The sequence below is a fragment of the Enterococcus sp. AZ140 genome (assembly GCF_051714405.1).
GTDB lineage: Bacteria > Bacillota > Bacilli > Lactobacillales > Enterococcaceae > Enterococcus_B > Enterococcus_B pernyi.
Genome location: NZ_JBIORU010000001.1, coordinates 1456695 through 1475641, shown reverse-complemented (window position 1 = coordinate 1475641; position 18947 = coordinate 1456695). Strand labels below are relative to the sequence as shown.

The 18947-nt window shown below is 40.7% G+C and carries 16 protein-coding genes; 13 read left to right on the top strand and 3 right to left on the bottom strand.

Annotated elements, in window-relative coordinates; genetic code table 11:
- Positions 1-200 precede the first annotated feature (200 nt).
- Positions 201-1511, bottom strand: coding sequence for a sensor histidine kinase (locus tag IGJ39_RS06905; protein WP_066025004.1), 1311 nt, complete (start codon positions 1509-1511; stop codon positions 201-203).
- A gap of 4 nt (positions 1512-1515) precedes the next feature.
- Positions 1516-2190 carry a response regulator transcription factor gene (locus IGJ39_RS06900; protein ID WP_195339272.1) on the bottom strand — a complete coding sequence of 225 codons (675 nt, stop codon included), beginning with the start codon at positions 2188-2190 and terminating at the stop codon, positions 1516-1518.
- A 141-nt stretch (positions 2191-2331) separates the two neighbouring features.
- On the opposite strand from IGJ39_RS06900, the gene IGJ39_RS06895 reads away from it, so the two are divergent.
- From IGJ39_RS06895 to IGJ39_RS06865, 7 genes are all read left to right on the top strand, one after another.
- Positions 2332-3057, top strand: a complete 726-nt coding sequence (locus IGJ39_RS06895; RefSeq protein ID WP_019723345.1) for a polyphosphate polymerase domain-containing protein — start codon at positions 2332-2334, stop codon at positions 3055-3057.
- Positions 3047-3721 carry a DUF4956 domain-containing protein gene (locus IGJ39_RS06890; RefSeq protein ID WP_065095814.1) on the top strand — a complete coding sequence of 225 codons (675 nt, stop codon included), beginning with the start codon at positions 3047-3049 and terminating at the stop codon, positions 3719-3721. Before IGJ39_RS06895 ends, IGJ39_RS06890 begins: the two co-directional genes overlap by 11 nt.
- A 13-nt stretch (positions 3722-3734) precedes the next feature.
- A complete protein-coding gene (locus IGJ39_RS06885; RefSeq protein ID WP_195273486.1) occupies positions 3735-5579 on the top strand; it encodes a carbohydrate-binding domain-containing protein in 1845 nt (614 codons plus the stop codon).
- Positions 5580-5862: 283 nt separating this feature from the next.
- Complete coding sequence (locus IGJ39_RS06880; protein ID WP_019723348.1) at positions 5863-6936, top strand: ABC transporter permease; 1074 nt, start codon at positions 5863-5865, stop codon at positions 6934-6936.
- Positions 6937-6943: 7 nt separating this feature from the next.
- On the top strand, positions 6944-7624 hold the full coding sequence (locus IGJ39_RS06875; protein ID WP_104872061.1) for an ABC transporter ATP-binding protein: 681 nt from the start codon (positions 6944-6946) through the stop codon (positions 7622-7624).
- Between the two features lie 18 nt (positions 7625-7642).
- Positions 7643-8254 carry a TetR family transcriptional regulator gene (locus tag IGJ39_RS06870; RefSeq protein WP_195273484.1) on the top strand — a complete coding sequence of 204 codons (612 nt, stop codon included), beginning with the start codon at positions 7643-7645 and terminating at the stop codon, positions 8252-8254.
- A gap of 255 nt (positions 8255-8509) precedes the next feature.
- Positions 8510-9088 (top strand): histidine phosphatase family protein, encoded by a 579-nt coding sequence (locus IGJ39_RS06865; protein ID WP_335883327.1) that lies wholly within the window; start codon positions 8510-8512, stop codon positions 9086-9088.
- A 97-nt stretch (positions 9089-9185) separates the two neighbouring features.
- On the opposite strand, the gene IGJ39_RS06860 is transcribed toward IGJ39_RS06865, so the two are convergent.
- Complete coding sequence (locus IGJ39_RS06860) at positions 9186-10058, bottom strand: MurR/RpiR family transcriptional regulator (protein ID WP_010735467.1); 873 nt, start codon at positions 10056-10058, stop codon at positions 9186-9188.
- A gap of 212 nt (positions 10059-10270) precedes the next feature.
- On the opposite strand from IGJ39_RS06860, the gene IGJ39_RS06855 reads away from it, so the two are divergent.
- The 6 genes from IGJ39_RS06855 to IGJ39_RS06830 all read left to right on the top strand — a co-directional run bounded on the left by IGJ39_RS06855 (position 10271) and on the right by IGJ39_RS06830 (position 18881).
- Positions 10271-11308, top strand: coding sequence for a Gfo/Idh/MocA family oxidoreductase (locus IGJ39_RS06855; protein WP_195273480.1), 1038 nt, complete (start codon positions 10271-10273; stop codon positions 11306-11308).
- A 213-nt stretch (positions 11309-11521) separates the two neighbouring features.
- Complete coding sequence (locus tag IGJ39_RS06850; protein WP_065095808.1) at positions 11522-12565, top strand: LacI family DNA-binding transcriptional regulator; 1044 nt, start codon at positions 11522-11524, stop codon at positions 12563-12565.
- A gap of 147 nt (positions 12566-12712) precedes the next feature.
- Positions 12713-14047 carry a PTS sugar transporter subunit IIC gene (locus IGJ39_RS06845; RefSeq protein ID WP_065095807.1) on the top strand — a complete coding sequence of 445 codons (1335 nt, stop codon included), beginning with the start codon at positions 12713-12715 and terminating at the stop codon, positions 14045-14047.
- Positions 14048-14059: 12 nt separating this feature from the next.
- A complete protein-coding gene (locus IGJ39_RS06840) occupies positions 14060-14497 on the top strand; it encodes a DUF3284 domain-containing protein (protein WP_065095806.1) in 438 nt (145 codons plus the stop codon).
- 92 nt (positions 14498-14589) lie between these two features.
- A complete protein-coding gene (locus IGJ39_RS06835) occupies positions 14590-16836 on the top strand; it encodes an alpha-galactosidase (protein ID WP_195273478.1) in 2247 nt (748 codons plus the stop codon).
- On the top strand, positions 16833-18881 hold the full coding sequence (locus tag IGJ39_RS06830; RefSeq protein WP_195273476.1) for a beta-galactosidase: 2049 nt from the start codon (positions 16833-16835) through the stop codon (positions 18879-18881). The genes IGJ39_RS06835 and IGJ39_RS06830 overlap by 4 nt, the downstream gene beginning before the upstream one ends.
- The last annotated feature ends 66 nt before the right edge of the window (positions 18882-18947 follow it).

The following is an 18947-nucleotide window of genomic DNA, read 5'->3' as shown; positions in this document are numbered from 1 at the left end:
GTATTTTCTCGAAAGATTGCTTCTGCACCTCCAATGTATTAGCCTGATAGGGGGAGCGATGAAAAGCAACTGTTACTTGTTATCCTCGTCTTATTTTACTACAATCATTCACTGAATACTAAAAACTAAATCAATAAAAAAGACACTTTGACGTAGCACCAGCTATGGTTCAAAGTGTCTTTTCACGTGTCACTAAATGATTATTTGATGGGTAACTGAATCTTGAAATCCACCCCCACAGGCAGGTGATCTGACACAGTCAATTGTCCCTTGTGTTGCTCGATCAATTGTTTTGCGATTGCTAAGCCAAGTCCATAGCCACCCGTTTCCTTTGATCGAGCTTGGTCTTCGCGATAAAAACGATCAAAAATCCGTTTTTTGTCTTCGTCACTGATCGCAGGACCTGTATTTTTGACATGGATCACCCAGTCTTTATTGGTGCTAGCTGAAGTGACAATGATCTCGTCGTGTTCACTCGTGTACTTGAGTGCGTTATCTAGCAAAATGACTAATACTTGATGGATTTTTTTCGGATCAACTAAAACACTCATGTCTGCTTGGTTCTCGACTATAAACTCTTTTTGATCAATCGTTGCCATCTCTTGGAAAGGTTTGATCAATTCAGCGATAAATCCTTTTGTTTGTAGTTCTTGCTTTGCGAGCGTATCTTGACTCGAATCGCTTCGCGCTAAGGTCAATAAATCAGCAGTCAAGCCAGTCAGGCGTCTTGTTTCAGACAATGCTTGCGCAATACTTTCAGATTCTTCGATGATCGTATGATTTGGTTTAGTGAAGAGGTGTTCCAAACTGTTTTGGATGATTGTTAAAGGTGTTCGCAATTCATGGGAAGCATTTTCCACAAATTCTCTTTGTCGGCGCCATGATGCTAAGATCGGACGCATGTTGAGCTTAGACAAATAATAGCTAACGCCAATAGAGCCTAGCCAAAAGACGATCATACAAAGAATCAAAATCGTTTGGAATGTTCGCAGAGAAGAGTTGATTTGATTGGTATTTTCTAACACTTGGACGTAGGCAACTTCTCCTTGGTTTGTTGCTTTTTTTGTAACGGATCGAAAATAAAGGGGCGTTCCTTGGTCAGCTTGCGCCAGTTCAATGTCTTGGATCGTATCTAACTTACTCGTATCCAGCTTGATTCCTTCGATTTGATTAAAACGACCACCAATGGTTTCTTTATTCAAGACTTCACCTGATGCAGACCACAAGATCACTTGAGTATTGAAACGATCGCCTTCAGGTAGTGACTCTGTTTGACGCGGAGGGATCTGGGCGTTGAAAAAAGGATCTCCCTGTTGATAACGTTCGATTTCTAATTGCACTATATGGGCGTTCAATGAGACATTCTTCAACATCAGGTCGGTCTCACGATAGGCTGACTGATTCAATAATTGGAGAATGATTCCTCCAAGCAAAAGAAAAATCAAGGCAAAGGCGGTCACATTGGCTGCAAATAGTTTTGTGCGTTGTTTATTGAAAATGCTGTCTGTCATCGGCTCACTCTCCCTGTAAGATATAGCCGACATTACGCAACGTTTTGATTTCTTTATCCAAGCCAGTCTCGCGAAGATGTTTTCTAAGATTGCTCATATAGACTTCTACGACAGTGATCGTCGTGTCAGAATCAAAGCCCCAGATACGGTCGAAAATCTGCTCTTTCGTCAAGATGATCCCTTTATTTTGCAAGAAATAAACAAGCAACTCAAATTCTTTACCTTGAATCGGAAGTAGTTGTTTCTTGTATTCGACGGTATTTTGTTGTAAGTCACAGATGATCCCTTGATACTCCAACGTATGTTCACTGAAGAGTCCGAGTGAACGTTTCAATAATGCTTTGATCCGCATCAGTAATTCTTCACGATAAAATGGTTTGGTCAAATAGTCATCTGCACCACGTTCAAAGCCTTCAATTTTGTCTTCTAAGCCATCTTTTGCGGTCAAGATCAGTACCGGCGTCATGATGTTCTTTTTCCGAAGATGCGCTAATACTTCATAACCGTTCATTTCAGGGATCATCAAATCAAGAACTGCTAGATCATAAACACCAGATTCCAATTCATATAAGCCTTCGCTGCCATCATAGACTTGGGTCACTTCACCGATTTCAGAAATGATCTCTTTGATATTATCCGACAATACGTGATCATCTTCGACCACTAATAATTTAATCATACATTCCACCTCTATTGTTTTCACCATATAAGTTGATTTTACCATGATTAGCATAAACAAAACTTAAATTTCGGATTAAGTTCCGTTTAAGCTAACCTTTGTATGCTAGATGACATCACTTGATACGACAGGAGGAAGAAAATGAAATTAAAAAATGTATTCCAACGCAAAGAAACAAAATATCTGGTCCCAACGACACAATTCAATTCTTTTTTTAAAGACTTGAAAAAACAGATGCAGATCGACGAATATGGGCTGCATACTATTTTATCCTTGTACTTTGATACACCAGACGATCGTTTCATTACCAATTCTATGACGAAACCAAAATACAAAGAAAAATTCAGAGTAAGAAGCTACGGCATCCCAAAGGAGACATCGATGGTCTTTCTAGAAATCAAAAAGAAGGTCAACGGAATCGTCTATAAAAGAAGAATGCCACTCACTTATGCTGAGTATCTGCAATGGCTAGATCAAAAACATTTTCTCAAGAATGAAGACGAACAAATCCCACAGGAAGTGAACTGGTTGTTCAAAAGAAATCCAGATTTGTCGCCTAAAACAATGATCATGTATGAACGAATGTCGCTATTTGGCACGTCAGATCCAGATTTTCGTGTGACGTTTGACCAGAATATCCGTTTTCGCAGTACCAATTTGGATCTATCAATCACAGGGGAAGAAACTTTGGTTGCGCCTGAGATTGGCGTATTGATGGAAGTGAAAGCGCTAGGGGCGTATCCCTTGTGGTTTGTGGAGCTACTAAACGATTATCAGCTAAGAAAAGGGAGCTTTTCAAAATACGCAGAAACATATCAGCGACATTTATTCGTTCAGACAAAGGAGGGAAAGAACCATGCTATCTAGTTTGATCGAATCAGGGACAACCATTCAACCTAAAGAATTATTGATTTGTATCGCCACTTCATTAGTTTTAGGGTTATTAGTTGCAACTATCCATATGCAACGTAACGTCTATACGAAAAGTTTTGTTGTTACCGTCGCTGTCTTGCCGATACTGGTTCAATCAGTCATCATGTTGGTCAATGGCAATCTTGGAACAGGCTTGGCGGTCGTCGGTGCCTTCAGTCTGATTCGTTTTCGTTCGGTTGCCGGCGGCTCAAGAGAGATCACTAGTATTTTTTGGTCGATGGGTATCGGGATTGCTACAGGGATGGGCTACGTTGCGTACGTGGTGATATTCTCAGTTATCGTCGCGCTCTTTTTACTATTGCTTTATCTTTCACCTTTTGGCAACCAGAATAAAGTAGCTGAGCGAGAATTGAAAGTGACGATTCCAGAAGATTTGGATTATCCTGAACTATTTACCGATATTTTTGATGAGTATACGTATACGCATCATCTCAGTTCTGTTCGAACAACGACCATGGGGAGCTTGTACGAGTTACGCTATATTCTTCTATTGAAAAATCAACAGCAGGAAAAAGAAATCATTGATCAAATACGTGTTCGCAATGGTAATTTACCAGTCGTACTCGGTAAAGTAGCCACGAATCGTGAAGAATTATAAAGGAGGAACTCGCATGAAAAAATTCTATTCATTGATCGCTACCAGTCTCTTATTAACAGCCTGTTCCTCAGCAAATTCAGCTTCTTCGGGTAAGACTAGCACAGAGGAAACAGATACAAGTACAGTGACAAATCTCTCGACAGATACGACATCGACGGAATCGGAAACGACGTTCGGTAATTATGAGACAGAAGATCTAACAACTAGCTATGAGGAAAGTTCCGCTGTCGACATCCAATTAGGGGAGGAGACAGAAGTGACAGGAGAAGGGGTCGAAGTAGCGGATAAACAAGTAACGATCACAAAAGGAGGGACTTATGTCATCAGCGGAACATTGACTGACGGTCAATTGATCGTGAATGTGCCGAAAGAAGAAAAAGTCCATCTGATTTTCAACGGTGTATCGATCACCAATTCTAACGGACCTGCAGTGAATATCCAACAAACAGAAAAAGCGATAGTGACTTTAGCAGACAACACCGATAATCACTTAGCTGATAGCGAAACATATCCACTAGCAGATAACGAAACTGAGCCAGATGCCACATTATACAGTAAAGAAGATTTAACGATCAACGGAACTGGCGCATTGACTGTTGATGGGAATTATAGTAACGGGATTCGTAGCAAAGATGACTTAGTTTTGATTTCCGGAACCTATACGATCCAAGCGAAGAATAACGGATTGAAAGGAAAAGATGCGGTATCGATCAAAGGCGGGAGCTATCAGATCATTACCGAAGAAGGAGATGGCATCCAAGCAAATGGAACAGAGGATGAAACAAAAGGTGCGGTGGCAATCGACGGCGGGACTTTCAATATAAACAGTGGAAGAGACGGCATCCAAGCAGAAACATCCATCCGTAGCCAAGGAGCAGAAATCACGATCCAGACGGCAGACGGAGCCGATAGCACGAACTTAGATACAAATGAAAGTTACAAAGGCATAAAAGCTGGGAATAACGTACTGATAAGTAGCGGTAACTATACCATCAATAGTGCAGACGACAGTATCCACACCAATAACAGTGCTGAAATAACAGGTGGCACACTCACATTAAGCTCCGGAGATGATGGGATTCATACAGACAACGAGTTGACCTTCAATGGTGGCACGATTGACATCCGGCAATCCTATGAAGGAATTGAATCAGCTGTCATCACCTTCAACGATGGAGAGATAAAAGTCACTGCTAGTGATGACGGAATCAACGCCGGTGGCGGCAGTGACACAGAAACAACCACTGGCCAATTTGGCGCTGACAGCTTTGGTGGTCCTCCGGATGAGGCGGATGAGAGCAAAGAAGTCACGATCAACGGTGGCACGATCTATGTCAATGCAGAAGGGGACGGTTTAGACAGCAACGGGAACATTCAAATGTCCGGTGGTACAATGCTGATCGACGGTCCCGTAAATAGTGGCAATGGTGCATTGGATTATGGTGGGACATTTACTCTAACAGGTGGGACATTTGCCGCGGCTGGCTCAAGTGGGATGGCGCAAACAGTCAGTGATAGTTCTACTCAAGCGACAGTAGCAATCAGCTATGACACTGTTCAACAAGCAGATACACTCATGAGTCTGCAAACAACCGCAGGGGAAGCAGTGATTGCGTATCAACCTGCTAAAAATTATCAAACAATCGTAGTCTCGTCACCGCAGCTTGCAGTTGGGGAAACGTATACGATTGCTACCGGTGGCACGACTCAAGCTGAACTTACGAATGGCTTAAGTGAACAACTATCAATCAGTGATGCAGACGATTTAGGCACGTTCAGCTTCGCAGATACGTCAATGACGATTTCTCAATCTGGGGAAGAAGTTTCCTTTGGTCAAATGGGGCCAGGAGGTTTTTAGTTCCATCACCGAAGAGAACGAAGGATAGTGATCCCAAGAATAGCGTGTGAACAAGCGCCATTTTTGGGATCATTTTTTTGTTCATCACTACTTTCGTAACAGATCGCAAACGCTTGTGTCACATAGAATATGGCTATCTAGTGTGTTTCTTTTCTTAAAAATACTAATATTATGAACGAATTTATCAGACGAAGCAATTGACTTATTGGATGCACAAGCGCTATACTTTTATCCAGTGACACTTTGTCACTCACATAGAAATCGAAATGGAGGAATCAAAAAAATGTTTTTAGCGATAAAAGAAATGCGCTATGCCAAACTACGCTATGGGCTGATTATTGGAATCATGTTCTTGATCGCTTATGTTGTGTTTATGTTAACTGGTTTAGCAAGTGGACTCTCCGAAGAGTTCAAAAAAGCAATTGTTGACTGGCAAGCACAAGAAATTGTGCTATCAGAAGATGCCAATAAAGTCTTTGCTGCCTCTCAATTGACGAGAGAAGATCTGGATCAAGTAGACGCAAAAGACAAAGCGCCGATTGGCTTATTCAGCGGAGCAGTCAAAGCAGAAGAAAAGGAAAATATCACTGTATTTGGGACGACACGCGATGCGTTCTTATTGCCTGATTTATTAGAAGGCGAGATGTTCAAACAAAAAAATGAAATCATTATTTCCAAAAATATGGCAGATCTAGGTTTTTCGATTGGCGAAAAAATCAAAATCGGTAGCTATGATGAAGAACTAACAATCGTTGGGATCTTCCCTGAAACTTATTACACGGTGGGGCCGGTCGTTTATACAGATCTCGATACATGGACACAGTTGAAATTTGGCGATCAGCCTTTTGCTTCGGATGAGAAGAAGCCGATCAATGCCATTGTCACGAAACAAGCTGCCACTATCCAATCGGATGGGGCATCAAAAACATTACAAAAATTGTCGATTGACGACTTTATTCAAAGTCTCCCAGGTTATTCTGCACAAAACATGACATTGAATGCGATGATTTATTTCTTGTTTGTCGTTGTTGCAGCAGTTGTAGGCATCTTTATGTATGTGATCACCTTACAAAAAACAGCGATTTTCGGTGTGATGAAAGCACAAGGGATCAGAAATTCATTTATCGCCCGTTCCTTACTAGCACAAGCATTCATCGTAGGAGTGGTTGGTGTAGCATTCGCAGTAGGGCTTGCTTTCTTGACTAGTTTGATCTTACCGACTGCCATGCCTTTCGCGATCATGTGGCCTCAGTGGCTTTTATATAGTGGGATATTGATACTCGTAGCAATGATCGGTGGGCTATTCTCCATTCGGACAGTCGCTAAAGTTGATCCAGTTATTGCGATAGGAGGGTAATAGAAAAATGAAAGAAATCTTGACAATGAAAAATATCGTCAAAAAATTCGGCAACGGCCGAACAGAAGTGACTGCACTAAAGGAAATCAATTTTTCAGTGAAACAAGGAGAATTTGTCAGCATCATCGGCCCTTCTGGTTCAGGGAAAAGTACATTTTTAACCATCTCTGGTGGACTGCAAACACCTAGTTCAGGGGAAATAACGATCAATGGTCATTCTTTTTCCGCATTAAATGAAAAAAAACGTGCAGACTTGCGTTTTAAAGAAATTGGTTTTATTTTACAAAGTTCAAATTTGATTCCTTTTCTAAAAGTCAAAGAACAGTTTTACTTAGTCGATCGTGTCGCTAAGAAAAAAGCAGGGGATGAGCGCATCGATGAATTGCTGAAATCATTGGATATCTATGAGTTGAAAGACAGTTATCCGAAAGATTTATCCGGTGGAGAAAGACAACGAGTAGCCATCGCAAGAGCATTATTCAATGATCCAAGCTTGATTTTAGCGGATGAACCAACAGCAAGCTTAGATACCGATCATGCCTATGAAGTCGTCAAATTATTAGTCAAGGAAGCCCATGAGAAGCAAAAAGCCACCGTCATGGTCACGCATGATTCTCGAATGATCCAATGGAGCGACCGTATCTACCGCATGGAAGACGGTTATTTGACAGAACAAGCTAAAGCTTAAGCAGTAAGGAGAGTGCTTATGCCAAAAGAAACATTTTTCAATATTTCCAAAGAAAAACAGCAATGGATCTTAGAGATTTTATTAGATAAATTTTATGATCAGCACATCAGCCAAGTCAAAGTGTCAGAAATCGTTGAAGCAATGGGCATGTCTCGTGGGGCATTTTATAAATATTTTCAGGATTTAGAAGATGCGTATACGTTCACTGTCCGAAACTACTCCAACCAAGTCCATGGAGATATCATCGCTTCGATCAATCGAAATCGAGATCATTTTTTCTTAGGAATCGAAGAATATCTCGCCTGGTGTGGACAGCTAAGTAAAGATAGTTCTTATTGGCGATCCATCAAATTACTCACACGTGCAAACGATCTAGGTTCAGCGAAGCGTTCAAATGATCAAGGTGACACATCGATGGTTGAACAATGGCTTGATTTGTTGAAAATCAACCAGATCGTCATGGCTACGACAGAAGAAGCCATCAGCTTTTTATATTTCGTGATGGCTCTTGTCATGAATTCTTTGACAGATTATATGATCAACCAATGGACAGCTGAAGAATTAGTAGAGGATTTCCGCTATAAAGTCAAATGGCTAGAGATAGGGGTAAAGAGTAAGGCTAATAGTTAGACAAGTCTATAAATAAAAAGAAGCATCTACTTCCGCACCATTCTTTGTAGGAGTAGGCGCTTCTTTTTTAGACAGTCGCTGAATAACCATGATTAAAGCTTGATGGTAAACATTTGGAGCATTGATCATTTCAAGTCAAGACAACTTTTATCCCAACCACATCGAAAAAAATAGGTTTTCTATTGACTTGGAGTTTACTCCAGAGACTATACTAACTAATGAAGATACATAGCCAAATCGACAGGAGGTCTTTAAATGAAAAAACTTTATCTCATGCGCCATGGTCAAACCTTGTTCAATCAATTAGGGAAAATCCAAGGGGCTTGTGACTCTCCCTTGACAGAAGCTGGGATCAGACAAGCAAAGGTGGCAAGAGACTATTTTGAAACCAATCAAATCACCTTTGATGCGTATTATTCATCCACACAAGAACGAGCTTCCGATACGCTAGAAATCATTATCGGACAAAAAGAATATAAGCGAAGTAAAGGATTAAAAGAATGGAACTTTGGCCGATTTGAAGGAGAAAGTGAAGCGTTGAATCCTAAACGACCAGTTAGCGAAACTTCTTATGGTGATTCATTTGTTCCTTATGGCGGGGAGTCGGCAAAAGAACTCCAACAAAGAATGAACACGACCTTGATCGACATCATGGAAAAAGAGCACCAAAGCGTGTTAGCAGTTAGCCATGGTGGTGCCATGTATTTATTCATTCAAAAATGGTTACCTTATGAGCAAGTAGCCAAGCTGAAATTTTCAAATTGTTGTATTTTAGAATTCGAGTATAGCGATCGTCAATTTACATTTATCCAAGCAATCAATCATGAATTTTAAGTTATTTTGATAAATGAAGTTTTATACGCCCATACTAATAGCCCAAAGACGAAACGAAGGATTCAGTCTTTGGGCTATTTCTTTGTTACTACACCGCTTATTTTTTGTATTCTTTTAACAATCCTTTTTGGATCAGCTCTTGTTTTTCTTTCAAATTCAATAAATTTTCTTGGTAGTTTTGCGTATACATCAAGGAGTACAAGGTATTCAAGACATAGTCGAAGGCAATTTGAGAAGAGAATGTAGCAACTTTCGCAAAATCATACTCTTCTTGGGACACGACCAACCGCATGGCTGCTTTCTTTGCCATTTCAGACTGTTCATTTCCTGTGATCAATAAACTAGGTGCGCCAATATGTGCCAGATAGGTAAGAATACGTTCGTAATGATGGATGCGTCCACTATAGCTAATAAAAATCCCGCAGTCATTTTCCGTCAAATTAGCTGCATTCCAGGACGAATCGCTATATTCTTCGGCTAAGATCAAGAACTTATTTAGTTTGACTAATTTGTTTTGAAATTTCCGAGCGGTTGTTTGCGAATCACCTTTTGCAAATAAGAAAATGCGCTCTGCTTTGTTTAAAACAGTCGCGATGGTTTCTAAGGATTGATCTTCCATTTGAAATTGCGCTTTTTTGATGGCTTGAATGGATAGATCTGCCATTTTTTTGGCAATCATCTTCGCATCATCATCAACGGTAAAAGGAAAATTAGGATCGATGACTTGATTGAACTGAGCAACCAGTTGGTGGACTTCTCGTCCTAATTCAAAGCGAAATTCTTTAAAGCCGCTATAGCCGATTTTTTTACAGAATCGGATAATAGCGGAATGGGAGGTATAGGTCTCCTTTGCCAGCTCTTCAATCGTCATATAAACTGCTGCTTCCAAATTCATCCGCAGATAATCGGCGATCCGTTTTTCATTTGTAGTAAATGTTTCTTGTTGGGTTAATTTTTCTTCGATAAGCATCCATCACACACCTCCAAATCTATCTTACTGAATAACTAGAAAAATAACCACTTCTTTTTACAGTAGTCTAAGATTGAACATCTTTTTCAAAAATATCGTCATTCTTTCAATTTCTTTGAACATTTCTACCAAAAAAACTAGAATCGGTTTTCTTTTATCTATAGTGCGCTATACTCAAGAAAAGAAATCATTCGAAAGCAGGAGGAAACGACATGTTAACCATCGCATATTTAGGTAATGGCAAAAGTACCAATCGCTATCATTTACCCTTCTCAAGAAGGCTACCTGACAAGATCAACGTCAAAAAAATCTACTCTCCATCAGCACCAATTTGGGAAACTTTTGATGAGATCGAATATACCGATCAGTTGTCTGATCTGTGGCATGATCCTGAGATCCAATTAGTAGTCATCACGACACCAAGCCAATTTCATGCAGAATACGCCAAACTTGCTTTGGAAAATGGCAAGAACGTGTTAGTCGAAAAACCTTTTGCAGAAACTTCAAAAGAAGCAAAAGAATTATTCGACTTAGCAGCGGAAAAAGGACTATTTATCCAATGTTATCAAAATCGCCGCTTTGATTCGGACTTTTTGACCGTCCAAAAAGTGATCGAAAGTGGGAAGCTTGGTGATATCTTAGAAGTGGAAATGCACTATGACTACTTCCGCCCAGAAATCCCAGAGAATACAAAAGAATTTTCAGTGGCAAATAGCTACCTGTATGGTCATGCCTGTCATACAGTAGATCAGGTCCTTTCTTATTTTGGTGAACCAGATGATATTCATTACGATGTCCGTCAATTACTAGGCACCGGTCGAATGAATGATTACTTTGACTTAGACTTTTACTACGGTCGAATGAAAGTTTCGATCAAATCAAGTTATTTCCGTATCAAAGAACGTCCTAGTTTTGTCGTCTATGGCAAAAAAGGGATGTTTGTCAAACAAACAAAAGACCGACAAGAAGAACACTTAAAAATGTTTTATATGCCTGAAAATGCGGACTTCGGGATTGATCAACCGGAACACTATGGTGTATTGACCTACATTGATGAAGAAGGAACGTATCATGAAGAGAAAGTTGTTTCTGAAGTCGGAGATTATCGCCGAGTGTACGAAGGAATCTATGAAACATTGATCAATGGTGCAGAAAAAATCGTAAAAGATGAAGAAACGTTATTACAAATGAACATATTAGAAACAGGTATCCAACAGATCGAAGAAGCAAAAACTGCATTTGAAAATTAAGGATGTTGTTACATCCAAAAGGGATACTTTTTTCCAAGTAATGAAAGAATCGAGCCGTAAATCAAAAGGATGATTTACGGTTTTTTCGTTTATTCTACCCACTGATTCACACAATGCAACAACAAATCCTCAAAGGGCAAACGCTAAATTTTCATTCGCCTTTTGCTTGATCTTCTGTTACTATTTAGTAAACAGTAAACAAGAGGTGAGTAAATGGCATCTATACGTGATATTGCAAAAATCGCTGGGGTTTCAGCAGCGAGTGTTTCCCGTATCCTGAATGAAGATCCCACATTTAGCATCAACGAACAAACGAGGATACGTGTGATTGAAATTGCCAATCAATTAAATTATTCTGTCGATAAAAATAAACGCGGCAGTCGAAGTTTAGGAGATGAAATGACGATTGCCTTGATCGTTCGACATCAAGAAGAAGCAGAATTAGATGATCCCTATTTTCGCAAAATCCGTGGTGGCATTGAAAAAGAAGCAGCAAAGTGGCGTTTTCGCACGATCCGTGCTTTCCATATGAGAGATGCCCATAAAGAATGGAAAGAGTTAGCGAAATATGGTGCGGTGATCATGATCAGTGAAATGACGATTGAAGCAACGAAAAAAATCGCTACGATCAATCCCAACTTGATCTTGGTCGATAACTACTCGAACTCTGAAGAATTTGACTGTATCCAAACCGATTTCCAACAAAAAACCGTGGAAGTATTAGAAGTTCTCTATAAGAAAGGCCATCGAAACATCGCATTTATCGGTGGCTACAGCAGTCAAGTAGCTGAAAACGGTGAAGTCCATAAAAACAAAGAGGAGATCCGGGCGGAATCTTACTTGAAATGGATGAAATTAAATGGCCTGCAACATTATGCCAATACCTATCAAGGAAACTGGAAACCTGAAGATGGCCTTCGTTTAGGTAAAGAGTTATTGGCGCAATCCTCACCGCCCACAGCAGTTATCGTCGCCAGTGATCCGATGGCAGTAGGTGTTTATAAAGCAATCAGTGAAGCAAATAAAAAAATCCCTGATGATATTGCTGTCGTGAGTTTTGATGATATCGAAATGGCTCAATTCATGACACCAAGCTTATCAAGTATTAAGGCAAACCCGGAAGAAATGGGGCGTTTAGCTGTACGCTTAGCGAAGGAACGCATGCTAAAAGAACGAACGATGCCGATCCGTGTGATCTGTCGCAGTGAACTCGTGTTACGAGACTCCATCGGACAGGACAGCGCGCTTTTAGATTAACTCATTTTACACATTTATCCCTTGAAAAAGTTCGAGAATCTCTCTTTCTCGAACTTTTTTTGTTTTCTCACTTGTGTAAACATTAAGTAAACAATTATACTCACCAAGTAAACGTTTGCACATATTAAATAAAAGGAGTTATCACACATGAAATTTGTCGATAAATTAGCTGAAAAAATGGTGCCCGCTGCAACGCTGATCGCAAATAATAAATATCTACTCAGTCTCCGAGATGGTTTTATGATGGCTTTTCCTGCAACAATGTTTGCTTCCATCATGATCATTATCCAAAATTTGCCAACAACATTTGGCTTCGCTACTTTTCTGCCAGAAGCATTCAATACCTTTTTAAATGAGTTCTTTGGACCTGTCGGCAATGCGACAATGAGTATTTCAGCACTTTTTATTGTATTTGGGATCGGTTATCAATTGGCTGGTCACTACAAACAACCACAAATCTTTGCTGGTGCCATTTCACTTTCTTGTTTCATCATGCTGTTACCGTTTGGGAGCGATGAAACCATGGGTACGTTTATTCCTTTATCGAAACTAGGTGCTGAAGGGATGTTCGTGGGTATCTTGACAGCGATCGTTGCTACAGAAATCTATAGTCGGATCAGTCGCTCAGGGTTTACGATCAAGATGCCAGAATCTGTACCGCCGATGATCGCTGAATCTTTCGTGGCAATCATCCCCGGAGCTGCTCCTTTGTTTTTATTCAACATCATCCGCTATCTATTTACTTTTACCACCTGGGGAAATGCAGTCGATTTCGTTTATCAGATGTTGCAACAACCTTTGATGGGACTTGGCGGAACTTTACCAGCTGTATTGATCGCTGTTTTCTTTACGCAACTTTTCTGGTGGTTCGGTATCCATGGCACGTTAGTCATCAATGCAGTGATTGATCCAATCATGGGTGCTTTAGCCATCGAAAACTTTGAAGCATATAAAAATGGCGCTGAGCAGTTGCCACATATCATCAATACGACCTTTATGGGGGTGTTCGTCAATCAAGGAATGCAACTTGGTATTTCGATCACGATGGCGTTCTTTATTGCTCGCTCCATCCGAATGAAGAAAACGATGAAAACGATCATGGCGCCAGCGATCTTTAATGTATCAGAACCAATGACTTTTGGACTGCCCGTCGTGCTGAACCCTATAGCATTCATCCCTTGGATTCTAGCGCCACTAGCTTCTACCACGATTTCATACTTTGCGATTTACTTGGGCTTCGTTCCTCGTCCAATCGGGGCAACAGTTGTCTGGACGACGCCGATTTTACTGTCAGGGTGGTTAGGAACTGGTTCGATCACCGGCGCACTTTTACAAATCGTAACAGTAGTTGTGATGACACTGATCTGGGTGCCTTTCTTAGTTGCGATGGACCGTGAATATTTGAAGGAAGAACGCCAACAACTGAAACAAGAAAAAGAAAACCAACTGATGGATGGAAAAATCACCATAGAAGAACAGTAGGGAGTGAACCGTATGCGGATCGATACCTTGAACTACCGAAAGAAAATACCGACACACCCCGCACATTTTTACCAAGTACTACTTGAAGAACAATTAAACTATTTTCACAGCAAGGACTCTTCAATTACCAAACTGACAGAAGGAGCAGCTGTCACGACTGCGCTTCAAACAAAACTAGGGCAAGCGACTGTCGAAAGTACGCTAACGATCCAACGTTTAGTCAAAGATGAACTACTTGAAATGACTACTGATTACTCCGGTGGAAAAATCATTCAAACCTACCAACTAAAACGTCAAGATGAGCAGCAGTTCACATTGCATTATTCTGAAAGAAATGAACTGGTTGATGCCAAAACGCAGCTGAGTTTGCTTTTTGTCCTGCCATTTTATAAACTCTTTTACAATCGTCAGTTAGCCAAAAGAGTCAATTATTTGATACAAAAGCTCTGATTTCTCCACAAACAAGGAATGGAGGAACAAAACGTCGTTCTCTTCATTCCTTGTCTGTTTTACTAACTAAAAATTAAGAGGTGTTGCCTTCCATGATTGAACAATTAAATAACCGCATATTTCACATCAATAATTCGCAAGTTAGCTTTATTCTCCATGTCATGCAAAATGGACAGATCGAGCAAATCTATTACGGGAAACCTTTACATGGCTTATCTGTTGAAGAAATCGACTACTTGGTCACAGATCAAAATAAATCTGCTGGAACAGTCAAGTTTTTTGAAGATGACCCGAATTTTACGTTAACTGATCATCCACAAGCATATCCTGTGTATGGTTCTTCTGATTTTAAAGAAGGCGCGATCGAACTTTCAAGTAACCAAACGCCTTACTACACAGATTTTCGCTTTGTTGAAGCAACGACAAAAAAAGGCAAGACAAGAAACTTGAATTGTCCGACCACTTATGGCAATGAGGAAGAAACAGAAACCCTCTCATTGCGATTAGTGGATCAGGAACGTCAGTTAGAACTAATACTTCATTACACCTTATTTTACGATTCCACCGCCATTGTACAAAGTCAGACGCTGATCAATCAATCTGAGGCAGATTTACAGATCCATCGCATGCTTTCAGGCGTCTTGAATCTTTCCACCAAAGCGTATGATTTCACTCATTTTTCAGGTGCTTGGTTAAAAGAACGGCATGAAAAGAAACGGCCGCTTGAACAAGGAGTCGTAGCGATTGGCTCACTAAAAGGTGCAAGTAGCCATCAGCATAATCCCTTTATCCGGCTAGAACATCAAAACTCGACGCTCGATCAAGGAGAGGTCTATGGAATGAATCTCGTTTATTCCGGTAATTTTCTCGCTCAAGCAGAAGTGGATGAATGGGACAAAACGCGAGTGATGATCGGTATCCATCCGACACAATTTACTTGGACATTAGCGCCTAAGGAAAGCTTTACGACACCCGAAGCAGTCTTGATGTATAGCGCTGCAGGTACGAATGGTCTTGCCAAACAATTGACACATTTTATCGAAAACTACCTGATTGATCGTCAATGGCAAGACACGCCACGACCAATCGTCTTCAACAACTGGGAAGCAACGTATTTCGATTTTACTGAGGAAAAACTCTTGTCCCTTGCGACCATTGGAAAAGAATTAGGGATGGAATGTTTTGTCTTAGATGATGGCTGGTTCGGCAAACGAAACAATGATCGTTCCTCATTAGGTGACTGGACGCCTGATAAGCAAAAATTCCCACACGGTTTGGCTTCCTTTGCAACAAAGCTCAAAAACATGGGTCTTCAATTCGGCATGTGGTTCGAGCCTGAAATGATCTCTCCTGATAGTCAGTTATTGGAAAAACATCCAGATTGGGTGGTGAAACATCCCTATTCACGTATCTCGGTGGGACGTGGACAATATGTGCTTGATTTTGCGAATCCGGCGGTTGTTGAAGGAATCTATGAGCAAATGGCAAAGATCATCGAAGAAACAAATTTAACTTATATCAAATGGGATATGAACCGCAATATCACTGAAGCCTATTCCGCTTATTTAGAAAAACAAGGGATGCATCAACAGGAGTTTTTCCATCGCTATGTCCAAGGCGTCTACACGCTTTACGGTAAATTATTGACCAGCTATCCTGATCTTTTGATTGAAGGTTGTGCTGGCGGGGGAGGGAGATATGATTTAGGTATCCTATTTTATAGTCCACAAATCTGGCCTAGTGATACCAGTGATGGGTTGGAACGATTAAGTATTCTTAGCGGAACATTAGCAGGATACCCCATTTCTAGCTTTAGTAATCATGTCTCTGCTTCTCCGAATCATCAAGTATTACGTGAGACTTCTTTATCATTCCGCCAAGATGTAGCCATGTTTGGGCCTTTAGGCTATGAATTAGACCTATTGACTTTGACAGAAGCAGAAAAACAACAGATCAGTAGCCGGATCACTTTTTACAAAGCCCATCGTCAGTTGCTGACTCACGGTGAATTTCTCCAGATCTTGCCAAATCATCCGTATGATAATGAAATTTGTTGGGGTGTGTTTAGTCACGATCGGTCAGAAGCAATCATTGGTTTTTATCAAAAATTAGGACGTGCAAATCCAGCTGCACAGGCATATTTACCACTTCCAGAATGCCTGAATAAGGATAGTTATTATCAAATCAATGAAAAAGAAACGATTAGCGGTCATTTCCTGATGAATGTCGGTCTGAAAAAACCACGTTTGTTCAATGGAGCCAACCATACCACTTACCAACTTGCAGGAGACTGTCAATCATTCATCTATCATCTGGTAGAAAGGAGGGAAATGAAGTGAAGACATATAATGACACACGTTTACTCCATGGTGGGGATTATAATCCGGAACAATGGTTGAATCACCCTGAAGTATTGAAAAAAGATTTTGAGTTGATGGATAAAGCACATGTCAATACTGTAACTGTCGGGATCTTTTCATGGAGTACATTAGAACCAGAAGAAGGGGTTTATCACTTTGACTGGTTGGATAAAGTGTTTGAAGAGATGCACAAACGTCAAGGGCGTGTGATCTTGGCCACACCAAGTGGCGGACGACCGCAATGGCTGAGTGAAAAATATCCAGAGGTGAATCGAACGAATGCAAAAGGACAAAAGCATCATCATGGTTTTCGCCATAACCATTGCTACACATCCCCAATTTATCGGGAGAAAGTCCAGCAAATCAATCGGCGTTTAGCTGAACGATATGGTGACCATCCGGCATTATTGCTGTGGCATATCAGTAATGAATACTCAGGAGAATGCTACTGTCCACTTTGTGCAGCCAAATGGCGTGAGTGGGTCAAAGCGAAATATCAAACCTTAGAAGCGGTGAATGACGCTTGGTGGATGACATTTTGGAGCAATGATTATTCCAGTTGGTCACAAGTTGTACCACCTTCGCCTCTTGGAGAACATAAAGTACATGGCATGGACTTAGACTGGAAACGATTTGTGACTGATCGGACGATCGATTTCTTTTTACATGAAATCGAACCGATCAGAGAACTCACACCAGCAATCCCAGTAACGACTAATTTTATGGCAGAAGGCCATGATCAACATGACTTTATTCCCCTGGAAGGACTTGATTATTCCCGATTTGCTGAAGTTGTAGATATCGTCAGTTGGGATAGCTACCCCGACTGGCATAACCCATACGAATCCTTACATGTGACCGCCATGAAATCAGCTTACGTCCACGATCAATATCGTTCATTGAAGAAACAACCGTTTCTCGTGATGGAATCGACGCCTAGTTACGTGAATTGGCACGCATTCAACAAGGCGAAGAAGCCAGGGATGCATCTGCTCAGTGGGATGCAACAACTGGCACATGGGTCAGATAGCACACTCTATTTTCAATGGCGGCAATCACTAGGGAATTCCGAAAAATTCCACGGGGCGGTGGTCGAACATGACAATTCAGAAAACAATCGAGTCTTCCAAGAAGTAGCGGCTTACGGAAAACGAGTAGACACTTTATCTTCGATCAAAGGCACACAAACAGAGGCAAAAGTCGCTATTTTATTTGACTGGGAAAGCAATTGGGCATTAAAGAGAGGCGGTGGTTTTGGTCGTCCAACTCGTCGTTATATCCAAACACTTCAAGAACATTACCGATTCTTTTGGGAAAGAGATATCGCTGTTGATATTTTGACGCCAAATCAAGACTTCTCTAATTATGCTTTAGTCGTTGCACCAATGCTCTATTTGATGCGGGAAGAAACAATGGTTGCACTCTCAGAGTATGTCAAAAATGGTGGTACGTTGATTGGTAGCTATTTTACCGGAATGGTCAATGAACACGATCGGTTACATCTTGGAGAATGGCCACAAGTATTGCAAACACTTTTTGGTGTCTTGCCAAAAGAGCTTGATACGCTTTATCCAGGTGAATACAATCAAATCCTTTACAAGGAACAAACGTATCAAACAAAAGACTACTGTGGTATCGTCAAAGAAACGACAGGGAAGGTGAGGGCTACTTACCAAAAGGACTTTTATACTGGTACACCAGCTTTAGTTGAAAATCGCTTAGGGAAAGGGACTGCTTATTATTTAGCGGCCCGTACCGATCTGGACTTTTTAGAAGTATTTTATCAACCAATCATCGAATCATTACAATTGCAACAAGGAATCATTAAGGCATCACATCCAAAAGTATCGATTCAATCGCGAACAGATGGGAAACAGAGCTATTACTTTCTAATGAATTTTTCTGAAGAGATGCAACAACTTGAGTTACTTGATCCTCACTTGGCTATCGAAACAAATCAAACGCTCACTGGTATACTAACGTTTGCACCTTACGAAGTGAAAATTCTAAGGAAAGACAATTAATACGAATGAATACGCCTTTATGTTTTGACAGTTATTTTATTCTTGTTGTAGGATAGAGACAGAGCA

Bases quoted from the DNA above. Each gene is read 5' to 3' on its own strand.
- IGJ39_RS06890 (WP_065095814.1), top strand. From the start codon at position 3,047: ATGCTATCTAGTTTGATCGAATCAGGGACAACCATTCAACCTAAAGAA.
- IGJ39_RS06850 (WP_065095808.1), top strand. From the start codon at position 11,522: ATGGCATCTATACGTGATATTGCAAAAATCGCTGGGGTTTCAGCAGCG.
- IGJ39_RS06870 (WP_195273484.1), top strand. From the start codon at position 7,643: ATGCCAAAAGAAACATTTTTCAATATTTCCAAAGAAAAACAGCAATGG.
- IGJ39_RS06905 (WP_066025004.1), bottom strand. From the start codon at position 1,511: ATGACAGACAGCATTTTCAATAAACAACGCACAAAACTATTTGCAGCC.
- IGJ39_RS06900 (WP_195339272.1), bottom strand. From the start codon at position 2,190: ATGATTAAATTATTAGTGGTCGAAGATGATCACGTATTGTCGGATAAT.
- IGJ39_RS06840 (WP_065095806.1), top strand. From the start codon at position 14,060: ATGCGGATCGATACCTTGAACTACCGAAAGAAAATACCGACACACCCC.
- IGJ39_RS06845 (WP_065095807.1), top strand. From the start codon at position 12,713: ATGAAATTTGTCGATAAATTAGCTGAAAAAATGGTGCCCGCTGCAACG.
- IGJ39_RS06875 (WP_104872061.1), top strand. From the start codon at position 6,944: ATGAAAGAAATCTTGACAATGAAAAATATCGTCAAAAAATTCGGCAAC.
- IGJ39_RS06885 (WP_195273486.1), top strand. From the start codon at position 3,735: ATGAAAAAATTCTATTCATTGATCGCTACCAGTCTCTTATTAACAGCC.
- IGJ39_RS06895 (WP_019723345.1), top strand. From the start codon at position 2,332: ATGAAATTAAAAAATGTATTCCAACGCAAAGAAACAAAATATCTGGTC.
- IGJ39_RS06835 (WP_195273478.1), top strand. From the start codon at position 14,590: ATGATTGAACAATTAAATAACCGCATATTTCACATCAATAATTCGCAA.
- IGJ39_RS06880 (WP_019723348.1), top strand. From the start codon at position 5,863: ATGTTTTTAGCGATAAAAGAAATGCGCTATGCCAAACTACGCTATGGG.
- IGJ39_RS06860 (WP_010735467.1), bottom strand. From the start codon at position 10,058: ATGCTTATCGAAGAAAAATTAACCCAACAAGAAACATTTACTACAAAT.
- IGJ39_RS06865 (WP_335883327.1), top strand. From the start codon at position 8,510: ATGAAAAAACTTTATCTCATGCGCCATGGTCAAACCTTGTTCAATCAA.
- IGJ39_RS06855 (WP_195273480.1), top strand. From the start codon at position 10,271: ATGTTAACCATCGCATATTTAGGTAATGGCAAAAGTACCAATCGCTAT.